Source organism: Streptomyces sp. NPDC008163 (assembly GCF_042956885.1).
Classification (GTDB): Bacteria; Actinomycetota; Actinomycetes; order Streptomycetales; family Streptomycetaceae; genus Streptomyces; species Streptomyces drozdowiczii_A.
Window position 1 is genome coordinate 35,190 of sequence record NZ_JBIBHG010000010.1, and the last position, 15,476, is coordinate 50,665.

At 72.4% G+C, this 15,476-nt stretch carries 13 protein-coding genes; 9 read left to right on the plus strand and 4 right to left on the minus strand.

All coding sequences use genetic code 11. The features are described from left to right. The first annotated feature begins 93 nt into the window (after window positions 1-93). Entirely contained in the window at window positions 94-981 is an 888-nt protein-coding gene (locus ACFZAT_RS22235) for an RNA polymerase sigma-70 factor (RefSeq protein WP_391266167.1), read from the plus strand. A gap of 23 nt (window positions 982-1,004) precedes the next feature. On the opposite strand, the gene ACFZAT_RS22240 is transcribed toward ACFZAT_RS22235, so the two are convergent. Together ACFZAT_RS22240 and ACFZAT_RS22245 are read right to left on the minus strand one after the other, a co-directional pair. Further along, window positions 1,005-2,276: a DUF1214 domain-containing protein gene (locus ACFZAT_RS22240; RefSeq protein WP_391266168.1), complete on the minus strand. Its 1,272-nt coding sequence runs from the start codon at window positions 2,274-2,276 to the stop codon at window positions 1,005-1,007. A 207-nt stretch (window positions 2,277-2,483) separates the two neighbouring features. Next, the gene (locus tag ACFZAT_RS22245; RefSeq protein ID WP_391266169.1) at window positions 2,484-3,374 is read right to left on the minus strand and encodes a bile acid:sodium symporter; all 891 of its coding nucleotides are present in this window, start codon (window positions 3,372-3,374) and stop codon (window positions 2,484-2,486) included. Window positions 3,375-3,599: 225 nt separating this feature from the next. Between ACFZAT_RS22245 and ACFZAT_RS22250 the strand changes: the two genes are divergently transcribed. The 8 genes from ACFZAT_RS22250 to ACFZAT_RS22285 all read left to right on the plus strand — a co-directional run bounded on the left by ACFZAT_RS22250 (window position 3,600) and on the right by ACFZAT_RS22285 (window position 12,941). Continuing rightward, window positions 3,600-4,361: a glucose 1-dehydrogenase gene (locus ACFZAT_RS22250; protein WP_391266170.1), complete on the plus strand. Its 762-nt coding sequence runs from the start codon at window positions 3,600-3,602 to the stop codon at window positions 4,359-4,361. 150 nt (window positions 4,362-4,511) lie between these two features. Then, on the plus strand, window positions 4,512-5,468 hold the full coding sequence (locus ACFZAT_RS22255; protein ID WP_391266171.1) for a hypothetical protein: 957 nt from the start codon (window positions 4,512-4,514) through the stop codon (window positions 5,466-5,468). After that, on the plus strand, window positions 5,438-5,806 hold the full coding sequence (locus ACFZAT_RS22260) for a helix-turn-helix domain-containing protein (RefSeq protein WP_391266172.1): 369 nt from the start codon (window positions 5,438-5,440) through the stop codon (window positions 5,804-5,806). Before ACFZAT_RS22255 ends, ACFZAT_RS22260 begins: the two co-directional genes overlap by 31 nt. 146 nt (window positions 5,807-5,952) lie before the next feature. Next, window positions 5,953-6,723: a glucose 1-dehydrogenase gene (locus ACFZAT_RS22265; protein ID WP_391266173.1), complete on the plus strand. Its 771-nt coding sequence runs from the start codon at window positions 5,953-5,955 to the stop codon at window positions 6,721-6,723. 64 nt (window positions 6,724-6,787) lie between these two features. Continuing rightward, window positions 6,788-8,272 (plus strand): AMP-binding protein, encoded by a 1,485-nt coding sequence (locus ACFZAT_RS22270; protein ID WP_391266174.1) that lies wholly within the window; start codon window positions 6,788-6,790, stop codon window positions 8,270-8,272. A 2-nt stretch (window positions 8,273-8,274) separates the two neighbouring features. Next, on the plus strand, window positions 8,275-10,077 hold the full coding sequence (locus ACFZAT_RS22275; RefSeq protein WP_391266175.1) for a DUF3556 domain-containing protein: 1,803 nt from the start codon (window positions 8,275-8,277) through the stop codon (window positions 10,075-10,077). A gap of 5 nt (window positions 10,078-10,082) precedes the next feature. Continuing rightward, entirely contained in the window at window positions 10,083-11,528 is a 1,446-nt protein-coding gene (locus tag ACFZAT_RS22280; protein WP_391266178.1) for an NAD(P)-binding protein, read from the plus strand. A gap of 36 nt (window positions 11,529-11,564) precedes the next feature. Next, window positions 11,565-12,941: a DUF1214 domain-containing protein gene (locus tag ACFZAT_RS22285; RefSeq protein ID WP_391266180.1), complete on the plus strand. Its 1,377-nt coding sequence runs from the start codon at window positions 11,565-11,567 to the stop codon at window positions 12,939-12,941. Window positions 12,942-12,951: 10 nt separating this feature from the next. Here the strand turns inward: ACFZAT_RS22285 and ACFZAT_RS22290 are convergent, their stop codons facing one another. Continuing rightward, the gene (locus ACFZAT_RS22290) at window positions 12,952-14,349 is read right to left on the minus strand and encodes a DUF1214 domain-containing protein (RefSeq protein WP_391266183.1); all 1,398 of its coding nucleotides are present in this window, start codon (window positions 14,347-14,349) and stop codon (window positions 12,952-12,954) included. 38 nt (window positions 14,350-14,387) lie between these two features. Further along, complete coding sequence (locus ACFZAT_RS22295) at window positions 14,388-15,392, minus strand: DUF6215 domain-containing protein (protein ID WP_391266185.1); 1,005 nt, start codon at window positions 15,390-15,392, stop codon at window positions 14,388-14,390. Window positions 15,393-15,476: the final 84 nt, after the last annotated feature.

A 15,476-nucleotide genomic window follows, 5' to 3' on the forward strand; every position in this document is an offset into this window, starting at 1 on the left:
ATGAGGGGCGGTGGCCGTGGACCGGCCACCGCCCCTCCGGGTCAGCCCGCGACCGAGGAGAGGCTGCCCGGACGGTAGTCGCCGCCCGCCTGGTTGAGGATCACGCCGAGCCGGTTGGTCGACCCGGCCACCGAGGCCTTCGTGGCCCACCGCAATCTGCTGTTCACGGTCGCCTACGAGATGCTGGGCTCCGCCGCCGACGCCGAGGACGTCCTCCAGGAGAGCTGGCTGAGCTGGGCGGGAATCGACCAGGCCACGGTCCGGGACGCGCGCGCCTTCCTCGTCCGCGTCACCACCCGTCAGGCGCTGACCCGGCTGCGTACGCTGCGCCGCCGCAAGGAGTCGTACGTCGGCCCGTGGCTGCCGGAGCCGCTGCTGACCGCACCCGATGTCGCCGAGGACGTCGAGCTGGCCGACAGCGTGTCCATGGCGATGCTGCTCGTCCTCGAAACGCTCGGGCCGACCGAACGGGCCGTTTTCGTGCTGCGCGAGGTCTTCGGCCTCGATCACACCGAGATCGCCGAGGCCGTCGGCAAGAGCCCGGCAGCCGTCCGGCAGATCGCCCACCGGGCCCGCGCCCATGTCGCGGCGCGCCGTCCCCGCGTGTCCGTCACGCCCGAGCAGGCCCGCACGGTACTGGCCGCCTTCCGGCAGGCCGTGGAGACGGGCGATCTGGACGACCTGCTCGGCCTGATCGCCCCGGACGTCGTCCTGCTCACGGACGGCGGCGGGGTCGTACGGGCCGCGCTGGAGCCGGTCGTGGGGGCCGCGACGGTGGCCGGGGTGCTCGCGAGGATCACCGGGGCGAGCCTGAGCCCGGCCCTGGTCAACGGGCACCCGGCCCTGATCGTGCGGACGGACGAGGGCATCGGCACGGTCCTGGCGATCCGCCTGGAGGGCGGCCTCATCACCGGCCTCTACGCCGTCCGCAACCCGGAGAAGCTGGCGCGGGTGGACCGGGAGACCGCGCTCACCCGCTGACGTGTCGGCACCGCGGCCTCGGCTCAGCCCTTGGTCCCGACGAAGTCGCCGGGCTTGTAGCGGCGGTCGAAGAACGCCTGCTCGGGGCCGTACCAGCGGATCAGGGAGAACCAGCCGCGGCCGGGGACGGTCCTGATCCAGTTCCGGGCCTCCTCCGGCCGGTCGGGGCCGATGTGGAGGGTGAGCGAGCCGTCCTCTTTGAAGCCGAGGTCGTTCATGCCGTTCAGCGACGAGAAGGTCTGGCCCTCGGCGTCGACCTCGGCGGCCGTCTCGGCGTCGTACAGCGTGAGCGACCAGAAGAGCCGGGCGGGCGGGTCGGCCGGCAGGTCGATGCGGTACGTGCGCTCACCGGCGAGCAGCTGGCCCGTGTGATCGCGGTACGACGCCGCGTACTTGGCGCCGAAGCCGACGACCGAGCTCATCATGCCGGTACTGATCGAGTAGTGATTGACGAACATGTGCGCCTTGGCGTTCACATCGGTGTGACCGGTCGCCCGGGTGCGGAACTCCTCGTCGAGCAGCGTGTGCCAGAAGTCGTCCTGGGCGGTCTTGGCGTGGGCGACCCACTGCCGGTCCTCCCACCACAGGGCGCCGTCCTCCCGGTCGAAGCCGGTGGCGATCGTCTTGGCCGTCTTCCACGCGGTCCGCGCCGCCAGGTCGAGCAGGTCCCGCTGCCGGGGCGCCGGGTCGAACGTCTCGCCCTTGCGGATGCCCAGGGCAGCCAGCACGCCGTGCATATACGGGTCGACCCTGTCCGTACGGTCGGCCTGCACGAACGCGTTCAGCGTCTCGAAGAACGCGAAGTCGCGCGGGTACAGGGCGTCCGCCGGGGTGTCCGACGCGTGGGTGAAGCGCATGGGCGTCGCGTCCCCGCGCAGCGGGTGCAGCCGGATGCCCTCGATCGACTCGACGCCGGGCGACAGATCGTCCACCGAGGTGAAGAAGCCGCGCAGCAGGAAGTAGATGTTGTCGGTGCGGCTGCGGTAGACGAAGAAGTCGTCCCACGCGCCGGGCTCCTCGGGCTCAAGGTCTTCGGGGACGATCAGATAGCGGCCGCCCTTGCCCCGGTCGGGGCCCGGCAGCCCGATGTCGCCGAGGAACTGCCGGTCGTCGATGCGCGGGCCGGTCAGCGGGCGGTGCCAGAAGTCGTCCACCAGGCCCTGGATGCCGGGCGGGGCCTCGACCACCAGGGGCCCGGTCTCCGCGAGGTTCGCGAAGCACATCCCGTAGATGACATCGCAGTTCGGGGTGGTGATGAGCGTCCGGGGCCCCAGCCGCTTCTCGAACACCGACATCACGTGGGTACGCCTGCACGGCCCGCTGGAAGAAGAGTTCCTCCGTCAGCGTCCGCGCGGTCTCCTCGGTGGGGTTGCCGCCGCTGAACGGCAGAGCGGCCAGTTGCTCGTAGCGGTCGGGGGAGGACGTCATGGGTGAGCTCCTTCGGTGCTACACGGGGATATGGCGGGACAATCGACAGTAATCGGGCCCAGTGGGGGTTTCCGTCACCCGCGCTGTACGGCGGGAGCCGGTGTCGGCTCCCCGCGCCGGGTCAGCGCCCACCCGAAGAGGGCCGCGCCCGGAATCATCAGCAGGCCGTACACCGCCGCCGGCATGGCCAGGGTGCTGCTGTCCAGGACGCTCACGGCGATGGTGATGGCCAGCGTCGCGTTGTGCGCACCGATCTCGAAGGACGCGGCGACGGCCTGCGGGCGCCCCACCCGGACCGCGCGGGGCACGACGAAGCCGAGGGTGAGGCTCAGCGCGCAGAAGGCCACCACGGCCGGACCGACGTCGACGATGTAGTGGGGGAGATGCGCGCGCTCCGACCACGCGGAGCCGAGGACCGCGAGGACGAGGACGGCCGACGAGCAGATCCGTACCGGCCGGTCCAGCACCGCGGCCAGGGACGGGCGGAAGTGACGCAGCGCCATGCCCAGTGCCACGGGTACCAGCACGATCGCGAACACCTCCATCATCTTGCCGAACTGGAGCGAGACCTGTCCGGTGCCGAGGTCGGGGTGGAAGTAGTGCAGGCCCAGGTTGGTCACCACCGGGATCGAGACGACCGCGATCACCGAATTCACGGCGGTCAGGGTGATGTTGAGGGCGACGTCCCCGCCGAAGAGGTGACTGAACAGACTGGAGACGGTGCCGCCCGGCGACGCCGACAACAGCATCATCCCGGCGGCGAGGACCGGTGGTACGCGCAGCGCGACGACGAGCGCGAAGCACAGCGCCGGCAGCACCACCAGTTGCAGTGCCATGGTGACAGCGGCCGCCCGGCGGTGCGCCTTCACGTTGACGAAGTCCTGGACGGTCAGCGACAGTCCGAGCCCGACCATGACGAGCGCCACGGCCGCGGGCAGAAATGCCGAGATGATCGGTGAGTTCACGGATGCGGCTCCAGCCGGGAGACGAAACCGGGGTGCGGGACACCCGGCGCCGGGCCTCGTTGCCCGCCTCGGCGCAAGGTAGGCCGGGCGCGCCCTGACACGGACTGGTGCGGGAAGACGAAAGAGCGCCGGAATGTCGTGCGCGGGCGCCAAGACGGCCCGGCCGCCCGGTCCCTAGCGTGGCCGCCACCCGTCACCCGTACAACCCACCTCCAGGAGGTCCCCATGACAGATCTGACCGGACGCCGCGCACTGGTCACCGGCGGTGCGCAGGGGATCGGGCGCGCCATCGCCACCCGGCTGATCGCGGCCGGCGCCCGCGTGGCGCTCGCCGACATGAACGAGGAGGGGGCGAAGACCACCGCCAAGGAACTGGGCGGCGACACCATCGGCATCCGCTGCGACGTACGGTCCGCTGCCGACGCGCAGGCCGCCGTCGCCGCGGCCGTCGAGGCGCTCGGCGGGCTCGACCTGCTCGTGAACAACGCGGGCATCGAGATCGCCAAGCCCGTCACGGAGCTGACGGACGAGGAGTTCATGCGCGTCCTCGACGTCAACGCCGGCGGCACCTTCCGGGTCACCCAGGCCGCGATCCCGGCGCTGGCCGCCTCCGGCAGGGCCGCGATCGTCAACCTCGGCTCCGTCGCGGGCGTCTCCGGCGGCCCGATGCTCAGCGCGTACTGCGCCTCCAAGGGCGCCATCCTCCGGTTCACCGAGTCCGCCGCGATGGAGCTCCGCCAGGCGGGGATCACCGTGAACGCGGTGTGCCCCGGCATCGTCTCCACCGAGATGGCGGACCGCCTGGTCGCCCCCATCGACGCCGTCTCGCCGGTCCCGTTCCACGACCTGATCAACGCCCGCCAGGGCCGGCCCGGCACGCCCGACGAGGTCGCCGGACTGGTCGCGTTCCTGGCGTCGGACGACGCCCGCTTCATCACCGGCGCCCATTACCTGATCGACGGGGGACTGACCGCGAGCCTGTTCTGAGGGGCCACGCCCGGCCCGCGCACGCCTGTCACCTGCGGTGATGTCCCGAGTGCAGCCCGTTCGGTCATTGTGACCGGGCGGGCCGCTCTGTCAGGATGGGCGCCCTCGCGCAGCGCCGTGCGGGGAAGCAAGCACGTACGGAGGTACGCCGTGACCCGGCCCCCCACCGCCGCCGACGGGACGGCCCGGCTCGCCGAGGCCCGCGTCGTGGCGCTGGCCGAGTACCTGCGGGCCCACCTGCCCGAGCTGACCGCGCGGCTCCAGGCCGAACTGGCCGCCAAGGTCACCGACCTGCAGAGCGACCCGCGCCTCCTGGAACTCCTCTACGGCAGCACCGAGAGCAACCTGGAGACCCTCACCGAGGTGATGCGGTACGGCATCCCCGAGGAGGACCTGACCGCCCCCTCCGCCGCCGAGGAGTACGCCCGCAGGCTCGCCAGGCACGGCACCTCCTCCACCGCTCTGATCCGCGCCTACCGGCTCGCCCAGGAGTACGTGCTCGACTGGGCGTTCGACTGGATCGCCGCCGAGGAACCGGACCCGGCCGTCGCCCACGCCGCCGGCCGGACGTTCACCCGGATCACCTTCCGCTACATCGACCGCGTCTCCGAACGGGTCGTCCATGTCTACGAGGCCGAGCGCGAGCGCTATCTCGCCAACCGGGGCACCGTGCGGGCGGCCATGATCACCTCCCTGCTCGCCGGTGAGCCCGTCAAACCCGCCGCCGCCGAGGCGGCCCTCGGTTACGCGCTCGGCCGACGCCACCTCGGTGTCGTGATCTGGGGCGGGGACCGGCGGACCTCCACCCGGGAGCTGCACCACTGCGAAGCCCTGCTCGCCGAGGTCGCGACGGCCGCCGGGAGCAGGGGACAGCCGCTGCTCGGCCGCAACGACGGCGCCGGCAGCTGGGGCTGGATACCGCTCGGGCACGGCGGCGAACTCCCCGACCTGGCCGAGATCCAACGCCGGGTCACCGCGGCGGCACGGGCCTGCGCGTCGCGCTCGGCACGCCGTCGGCGGGCACCGAAGGCTTCCGGCTGTCCCACCTCGAAGCGCTCCGCGCCCGCAGCGTGGCCATGGCCGCGGGCGACCGGGCCCGCACGGTGACCTCGTTCACCGACCCCGGTGTACGCGCCGCCGCCCTGCTCTCCGCCGATCTGGGCGCGGCCCGCCGCCTCGTCCGCGACGCCCTCGGTGCGCTCGGCGCCGACACCGAGGCGGCCGCCCGGCTGCGGGGCACGCTGCTGGCGTTCGTCACGGAGAAGGGCAGCTACGTGGCCACGGCCGAGCGGACCCACCTGCACAAGAACACCGTGAAGTACCGCGTGGACCGGGCCCTGGAGGAGCGGGGCCGCCCACTCGGCGAGGACCGGCTCGACCTCGAACTGGCCCTCATCGCCTGCGAGTGGCTGGGCGACGCCGTCCTGGCTCCCGAAACCGCCTGAGCCGTACGCCGGTTCACGAGCGCCCTGCTTGGACCCCGGCGCACGAAGAGGCCGCCAACCTTTGTGTTCCCGGTACAGGGACCTCGCCCTTCCCCGCCTCTAGCTTTCGGTGCACACCACTGAACGCCACGCAGAAGGGCCCTCCCATGCACCAGGACCTGGCCGGCCGGACCGCCGTCGTCACCGGAGCCGCGAACGGCATCGGCTTCGCCGTCGCCCGCCGCTTCGCCGAGGAGGGCGCGAACGTCGTCGTCTCCGACATCGACGAGACCGCGGCCAAGGAGGCGTCCGCCCAGATCCCCGGATCGGTGGCCGTCGCCTGCGACGTACGCGACGAGGAGCAGGTCAAGGCCCTGGTGGACGCGGCGGTCGAGCACTTCGGCGCCCTCCACATCATGGTCCCCAACGCCGGGGTCGTGCGCCCCGCGCCGATCATCGGTATGGACCTGGCCGCCTGGCGCGAGGTCACCTCGGTCAACCTCGACGGCGTCTTCCTCTCGATCCGCTACGCGGCCCCCGCGATCATCGCCGCCGGCGGCGGCAGCATCGTCACCCTCGGCTCGGTCACCGCGACCGCCGGCACCCCCCTCATCGCCCACTACGCCGCGTCCAAGGCGGCCGTCGTCAACCTCACCAAGACTGCCGCCACCGAGCTGCGCGCCCACAACGTGCGCGTCAACGCGGTGCTGCCCGGATTCGTCGGCACCGCCCTGGTGAACGCGTCCGTCGACACCTTCGAGCAGCAACTCGGCCTCCCGTCCGGTGGGTTCGCCGCGCTCATCGACCAGAAGCAGGGCCGGCTGGGCACGGTCGAGGAGGTGGCCGAGGCCGTGCTCTTCCTGGCCGGCGACCGCTCGTCCTTCTGCAACGGCTCGGGCCTCCTCCTGGACGGCGGCCTGGACGCGTCGCTCTTCTGAGACCGCCGCCCGTCCACCGGCCCTCGAAGGGCCCCTGACCCAGCCCCGAAAGGCATCCCGCACCATGCCCCTGACCCACCTGCCCTGGCACCGGCCGGCCGCCTTCGACGGGCGGCCGTGCGTGGGCGACGAACACCAGGAACTCAGCTACGCGGAGTTCGCCGACCGCGTCGAAGCCGTGGCGGAGCAGTTCGCCGAGCACGGCGTCGAGCACGGCACGGTGGTCGCGATCATGCTGCCGAACCGCGTCGAACTCCTCGTCTGCCTGGCCGCCGCCTGGCGGCTCGGGGCCGTCGCCACACCGGTCAACCCCGTGTTCACCGCCGCCGAGGCGGACTACCAGATCACCGACTCGGGCGCCGCGCTCGTCGTTCACACCGGTCCGGGCGCGCCCGACGGCGGCAGGCCCGCGCTGGCCGTCGACGAACTGCGCCGCGCCCCCGGGTACCGCACGCTCCCGGAGCCCGCCACCGCCCCGGACGACGTCGCCCTGCTCATCTACACCAGCGGCTCGACCGGCCGCCCCAAGGGCGTCATCCTCGACCACGCCAACATCGACGCGATGGTCACGTCCATCTCCGCCGCCCTGGAGATCTCCGAGACCGACCACTGCCTGCTGGTGCTCCCGCTGTTCCACGTCAACGCCATCTGCGTCAGCTTCCTCAGCACCCTGCGCGCCGGCGGGCGGCTCTCCGTCCTCAGCCGCTTCCACCCGGCGGACTTCCTCGCCGCCGTGGCACGGCTGCGCCCCACCTTCTTCTCCGCCGTCCCCACCATCTACGCCCATCTCGTCGGACTGCCGGAGGAGTTGAAGACCGACACCTCCTCGGTGCGGGTCGCGGTCTGCGGCGCCGCGCCCGCCTCCGAGGAACTGCTGACCGCCGTCGAGACCCGCTTCGGCTTCCCGGTGATCGAGGGCTACGGCCTGACCGAGGGCAGCTGCGCCTCCACGACCACCCCGCTGCACGGTCCCCGTCGCGCGGGCACGGTCGGCGTCGCCATGCCCGGCCAGCAGGTGGCCGTCATGGCACCGGACGGCCGGCTGCTCCCCGCCGGTGAGCGCGGCGAGATCGTCATCCGGGGCGCGAACGTCATGCGCGGCTACCTGGGCCGCCCCGACGCCACCGCCGAGACCCTGCGCGACGGCTGGCTGCACACCGGTGACGTGGGTGTCCTCGACCAGGACGGCTACCTCCGGATCGTGGACCGGATCAAGGACATGATCATCCGGGGCGGCGAGAACCTGTACCCCAAGGAGATCGAGTCCGTCCTCCACCAGCACCCCGCCGTCCGGGAGGCGGCCGTCGTCGGCGCCCCGCACGAGGTGTACGGAGAGGTCCCGGTCGCCTATGTCTCCGCGTACCCCGGCAGACCGCTGGACACCGGCGAACTCCGCGCCCTCTGCGCCGCCCACCTGACGAAGGTCAAGAACCCGGTGGCCCTGCACGTCCTGGACGCCCTCCCGAAGAACGCCGTCGGCAAGATCGACAAGCCGGCCCTGCGCGCCCTCCTGACCTCATCCGCCTCCACGCCCCCCAAGGGAGCCTGACCATGGGATTCCTCAAGCCCAACCCCCCACAGGAAGACCCCGGGGCCCTACTGGCCCGCCCCTTCCTGGAGCGCATCCGGATCCTCAGCACCCACTGGGCCGAGCACGGCTTCGGCGCACCGCGCGCGGTGTCCTGGATCTACGTGGTCAAGGTGGCCGTGCTCTACTGCCTGGGCGGACTCCTCGTCGTCCGCTACACCTCGGACCTCGGCACGTTCGCCGACTTCACCGCGTGGTGGGACGAGCCCGTCGTCTACCAGAAGCTCATCCTGTGGACGGTGCTCCTCGAAGCGCTGGGCCTGGCCGGCTCGTGGGGGCCGCTGGCCGGGCACTTCAAGCCGATGACCGGCCCGGTCGGCTACTGGCTGCGGCCGGGCACCATCCGGCTGCCCCCGTGGCCGGGCAAGGTCCCCTTCACCGCCGGGGACGAGCGGACCGTCGGGGACGTGCTGCTGTACGCCGCCCTGCTGGCGAGCCTCGTCGTCGGACTGGTCCTGCCGGGTGAGGCCGACAGTGCTCTCACCTCGGCGGTGCCGGGCAGCACGGGCGGCCTGGTGCCCCCGCTCGTCCATGTGGTCGTCGCCGTCCTGCTGGTGCTGTGCGGCCTGCGCGACCGCCTCATATTCCTGGGCTCGCGCGGCGAGCAGTACCTGCCAGCGATCGTCCTGTCGGCGTCGCTCGGCTTCACCGACATGGTCATCGCCTGGAAGCTGCTCATGGTCGTCGTGTGGATGGGTGCCGGCGTCTCCAAGTTCGGCAAGCACTTCACCAACGTCATTCCGCCGATGATCTTCAACGCGCCCTTCAACCCGTCCCGCGCACTGCGGCGCTCGCACTACCGCGACTTCCCCCGCGACCTGCGCCCCGCCCGCCTCGCCTGGGTCATGGGCCACATCTTCGGCACCGCCGTCGAGCTGGGCCTGCCGCTGATCCTCCTCTTCTCGCCGAACACCACGGTGACCGTGCTCGCGGCGGGCGCCATGGTGGTCTTCCACCTCTTCATCCTGTCCACGTTCCCGCTGGCGGTGCCGCTGGAGTGGAACGTGCTGTTCGCCTTCGGCGCGGTCTTCCTCTTCGTCGGTTATCCGGCCCAGGACGGCTACGGCGTCCTGGACTTCTCGCAGGGCTGGATGCTCCCGGTGATCGTCGTCGCCCTCGCGTTCTTCCCGGTGCTCGGCAACTTCCGCCCGGATCTCGTCTCGTTCCTGCCGTCGATGCGCCAGTACGCGGGCAACTGGGCCTCCGCCACCTGGGCTTTCGCCCCCGGCTGCGAGGAGCGCCTGAACGAGGTGAAGGCACCGGCCCGCATCCAGGTCGAGCAGATGCAGAACATGCTCATGCCCTACGAGAAGGACGCCGCCGCCGTCGCCATGCAGATGCCGTTGGCCTGGCGCTCCCTGCACAGCCAGGGCCGCGGCCTGTTCTCGGTGCTCATCCGCCATGTGCCGGACATCGACAACTACACCGTCCGAGAAGCCGAGTTCGTCTGCAACCAGCTCACCGGCTGGAACTTCGGCGACGGCCACCTGCACGACATCCGCCTCATCAACGCCCTGCAGAAGAGGCTGAACTTCGCCCCCGGCGAGCTGACCGTCGTCTGGGTGGAGTCCCAGGCCATCCACCAGGACTTCCAGCGCTACCAGGTCATCGACGCCGCCCTCGGCGTGATCGAGCGCGGCACCTGGAAGGTCCAGGACTGCGTCGAGCGCCAGCCCTGGCTGCCCGAGCCCGCGGGTCCCGTCCCGGTCGAGGTGGAGTGGGCGCGCCCCGCGCGGGACACCGGCACCCTGGTCACGGAGGGCTGAGCACCATGGCCACAGCGGCTGTAGTGGGCAGCGGCCCCAACGGTCTCGCCGCCGCGATCCGGCTCGCCCGGGCCGGACTGACCGTCACGGTGCTGGAAGGCGCCGAGCGGCCCGGCGGCGGCACCCACACCTCGGAGCTGACCCTGCCCGGACTGCTGCACGACGACTGCGCGGCGATCCACCCGACCGGTGTGGCCTCACCCTTCCTGTCCTCGCTCGGTCTTGAGCGCTACGGCCTGCGCTGGCTCTGGCCCGAGATCGACCTGGCCCACCCGCTGGACGACGGGCGGGCCGGGGTGATCTCCCGCGACATGGCCCGTACGGTGGACTCGCTCGGCCGCGACGGAGCGGCGTGGCGGCGGCTCTTCGCCCCGCTCACCGCCCGCTTCCCGCGGATCGCCGACGAGGTGTTCCGGCCGGTGCCCCACCTGCCCCGGCACCCCCTGGCCCTGGCCCGGTTCGGGCTGGGCGTGCTGCCCCCGGCGACCTGGACGGCCCGCTACTGGCGGGACGAACCGGCCCGCGCCCTGTTCCTGGGCGTCGCGGCACACGCCTTCGGCCGGCTCGACACCCCGCTGAGCGGGTCCGTCGGCATGCTGCTCGCCACGGCGGGCCACGCCGTCGGCTGGCCCGTCGCGGAGGGCGGCACCTACGCCATCACCACCGCGATGCTCCGGCTGCTGGACACCCTCGGCGGCACGGTCCGCACCGGCGTCACGGTCACGAGCCTCGACCACCTGACCGAACTGCTGGGCGCCGCCCCGGACATCGTCCTGCTCGACACCGCCCCGGGGGCCGCCGCCCGCATCGTCGGCGACCGGCTGCCCGCCCGGGTCCGCCGCGCCCTCACCCGGTACCGCCACGGGCCCGCCGTCCACAAGGTCGACTACGCGATCGAGGGGGACGTGCCCTGGACCAACGACGACTGCCGCCGGGCCGGGACCCTCCACCTCGGTGGCGGCGCGGCGGAGATCGCGGCCGCCGAAGCCGCCACCGCACGGGGCACGCTGCCGCGCCGCCCGTTCACCCTGGTCGGCCAGCAGTACCTCGCGGACCCGTCACGCTCCAAGGACGGGCTCAACCCGCTGTACGCGTACGCGCACATCCCGCACGGCCACACCGGCGACGCCACCGAGGCGGTGACCGCCCAGATCGAACGGTTCGCCCCCGGCTTCCGCGACCGCATCCGCGCCACCCACTCCCGGACCGCCCTCCAACTGGCCGCCCACGACCCGAACTACGTGGGCGGGGACATCGCGGGCGGCGCCAACGACGCCCGCCAGCTCCTGCTGCGCCCCCGGGCCGCCGCCGACCCGTACAGCCTGGGCGTCCCCGGCGTGTACCTCTGCTCGGCGTCGACCCCGCCGGGCGCCGGGGTCCACGGCATGTGCGGCGCGAGGGCGGCGGAGAGCGCGCTCGCCCACCTCGACGCCCCCGCCCGCAGGGCCTGACGCCCGGCACACCTCTTCAAGGACAGGAGCCCCTCCATGCCCGCCACCCCCGCCGGATTCCCGGACCCGGAGACGACCCGACGCGCCTACGCCGAGGGCGACTTCGCCGCCGCGCTCGTCGCGTACAAGTTCTTCTACCCGGACGTGTCGATGGAAGCGCTGATGCACGGCACCCGTGCGGCCGGAGCCCGGGACAACGAGGCGTTCATCGTCCTCGACACGACGCCCCGCCACGCCATCTACACCCCCAACTCCGATACGCCGTACGGCGGCACGGTGCTCGACCTCGCCAAGTGGGGCCCTGCGGTCATCGAGATCCCGGCGGGCCCGTACGTCGCCCTCGTGGACGACCACCACCACCGCTGGGTCGCCGACCTGGGGCTGCCCGGCCCGGACGCGGGCGGCGGCGGGCGCCATCTGATCTGCCCGCCGGGCCGGGAGGGCGAGGTGCCCGAGGGCCACCACGTCGCCCACGCCCCGACCTGGAAGGTCTACGTGGTGCTGCGCCGCCTCCCGGTCGACGGCCCCGATGCGGCTCTCGCCGCACTGCGCGAGGTGAAGGTGTACCCGCTGGACCACCCCGAGCGGGCCGACGCCTACCGGTTCGTGGACGTCTGTGACCAGGACATCGACCTCACGCCCCGCGCGTGGGAGGACAACCTCGCGTACTGGGAGGTGCTGCACCGGATCGTGGACGCGGAGCCCGCCCGCGAGGAGTACCGCCCGATGTACGGCCTGCTCGCCCAGCTCGGCATCGCCAAGGGACGGCCCTTCGCCCCGGACACCGAGCGGCGCGAGCTCCTGGCCCGGGCCGCCCGCACCGGCCGGGACCAGCTCCTCGCCACCACGTTCGACGGGCGCCGCCCGGAACGCTCGGTGTGGGAGGACCGCCGGTGGGAGTGGGTCGGGCTCCAGCCCGCCAACGGCGACTTCGAGGACGAGCACTACCTCGACACCGAGGCCCGCGACCGCTGGTTCGCCCAGGCCGTCGTCGCCTCCCCGGCGATGTTCCGCCGCAAGGCCGGCTCCGGTTCGCTCTACTGGCTCGCCGCGCGTGACGCCGACGGGGCGTGGCTGGACGGCTCGCGTACGTACCGCCTCCGCGTCCCCGGCCCGGTGCCGGCCGGTCTCTTCTGGTCCCTGACCGTCTACGACAGCGAGACCCGCTCCCAGGTGGTGACCGGCGAGGGCCGGGCGGCGCTGCGCTCCCTGTACGAGAAGCCCGCGCCGGACCTGGACGGCACCGTCGACCTGTACATCGGCCCGACCCCGCCCGCCGGACAGAAGGAACGCTGGCTCGGGACCGTCCCCGGCCGGGGCTGGTTCGCCTACTTCCGGATCTACGGGCCCGCGGAACCGGCCTTCGACGGCAGCTGGCGGCCGGGCGACTTCGAAGCGCTGGGGTCCGCCTGACCGGTCCGCGTCAGCCGGCCGTCCTGGTGACGGCCGGCGGGCGCCAGGTCCCGTCGACGACCGGCTGCTCGGGCCAGTACGCGCGCAGGTACAGCGAGAAGCGCCCGTCCGGGGCCGGCAGCCAGTTCGCCCGGGGCCCGTCGGAGGGCGGCCGCGCCCCCGCGTACAGGGTCAGCGAGCCGTCGTCCCCGAGGACCAGGGTCTTGTTCTTCGTCCCCAGCGAATACCGGTTCAGCTCGTTGGGGTGGAAGAAGTGGTGCTCGTTGTAGAGCGTCACCGACCAGAACCCCTGCACCGGGGGCAGCGAACCGGCGGGAAAGGTGAGCGCATAGCCGTGTCCGCCGGTGAGCAGTTCGCCGTTCGCGTCGCAGTCCTGGTAGAAGTACGCGGTCTCCCGGGGCGTGTTGACGAAGATGTTGGCCCGGGCCATCGCCGTGCGGCTCAGGTAGTCCCCGCCGAACGCCGCCCCGTTGCGCTGCGTGCTCCAGTGGTGGTCCAGCGGCACCCCGATGTTGCGGAACTCGAACAGCTCCCGCATCAGGGTGCCGTCCGCTTCGATCGCCGTGTCCCTCAGGACGTCGGCCGCTTCGGGACGGGCCGCCGCCTCGTCCACCAGCGAGCGCAGCACGCCGTACAGGGCCTCCTCGCCGGGGCGCGCCGGCACCTCGTCCAGGATCGCGGGCAGCAGGTCGAAGAACACGGCCGGATCGACCCACCGCGTCTCCTGCTCGCCCTCGGTCGCGTTGCCCGCCGGGTAGGACGGTGCCTTCGACCAGTCGGTCGTCCGCAGCCGGCCGGTGAACTCGGCGAGCGGATAGGCCATGATCTGGTTCACGAGTGGCTGGATCGCGGCCCCGTCCTCGTCGGTGTCGTTCATGAAGACCCGGGGGATGCACACGGCGATCCGGGTGTCGAACCGGAAGACGCCCGCGATGCCCTCCGGGACCTCGCCGTCCCACCCGGTGGGCGCCAGCAGATAGCAGCCGGGCTTCGTGCCGTACGGCGCGCCGAGCCGCGCGAACGAGTCGGTGCGCTGGTCGACCGCCTGGTACACCCAGAACCGGTCACCGAAGTCGGGCACCTGCACCACCGAGGGACCGCGCCGGGCGTCCAGGATGCCGAAGCCGTAGGCCACGTCCTGGTTCGGGCAGGCCACGATGCGTTCGTCGGGGGCGATGTAGTCGCGCAGCATGCCGAGCGTGCCCGGCGGTCCGGCCGGCACGATCCCGCCCAGCAGCCCGGGCGCGGGCAGCTTCTCCATGATGGTGAGCCGGTTGTGCATGTTCACCAGCGGCCACCCCCACAGATAGGCGACCCGGCCCAGCGTGCGCAGGCAGGACTCGGTCATCCGGGTCCCGGGGACCGGGGGAGCGAGGGTGGCCGGTGTGTCCGGCGCGGAGGACGTCATGGCTCCACCGTAGGAACGCCACTCCGGTGGCGCACAGCTCAGCTGGGCTGTCCGGGGAGTGTCGGGAGGATCTTCTCCACGATGCCCAGGATGACGTCGTCCTCGGGCAGGACCGCCCCGGATTCGCTCCACACCGTGAAGTCGAAGGTGCCGCCCGGGTCCTTCCGGTCGAGGGCGACGGTCAGCGTCCTGGCCAGCGGGCCCTCCGTGCCGGAGCCGCCGGAGGCGTCGCCGCCGATGCGGAACTGCGTGAGGTGGTCCGAGGTGAAGACCGCGGGCCGGCCGAGGACCTTGTCCGTCCGGTGGTCCAGGCTCTGGGGCGCCAGTACCTTCGCGTACAGGGCCATGGTCATGTGGTTGTACGTGGCCGAGAAGTCCACGGTGTACGTGTCGAACTGGACCCGGGCCTCCGATTCGGCGACCTTGTCGGCGGTCAGGGCCGCGGTGCCGCTGTTTCCGTACGCCACCAGCGCGGTCTCACCGGGCGTGCCGAGGAGGGCCGCCAGGTCGGAGCGGTTGAGCGCCTTGCACAGGTCGTCGCCGGTGACCGCGCCCGGCGTCCGGGCGTACGCCTTCGGCAGCTTCTCCCCGGCGGCGTCGTCCGAGCAGGTGGCGGGCTTCCGGGCGGTGGCGGCGTCGTCCCCCGTGACGCGGGGGGCCAGCCACACCGCGCCCACGAGGGCCCCGACCAGGGCCAGGGCGACGAAGACCTGCGCCGCGGCGCTGGGCTCCTTCTTCCGGGGCGCCGCCGGAGCGGGGGCCGGAGCAAGCGCCGGAGCGACGGCCGGACCGGCGCCGGTCTGCGGTCCGGGCTGTGGCGCCGGGGCGGCCGCCACCGCGCTCCGGCGGGCACGCCAGGCGTGGCGCACCGTACGGATGCGGAACGCGGTGATGGCGAGGACGGCCACGCCGAGCCCCGCCATGAGCCAGTAGGACTCGTATACGGCGCGGATCGTGATGCCCACCCCGAAGACGGACCCGAGCAGGATGAGCAGTGGTTCGCGTACCCAGAAGGGCAGAACGCGGAGTATGAGACCGAGCATCCGGTGATCTCAGCAGAGCGTGATCATCTGCGCAACGGACTTCCGGGAATGGCTGGTGCCAGCGACCCGGTGGCACCAGCCATT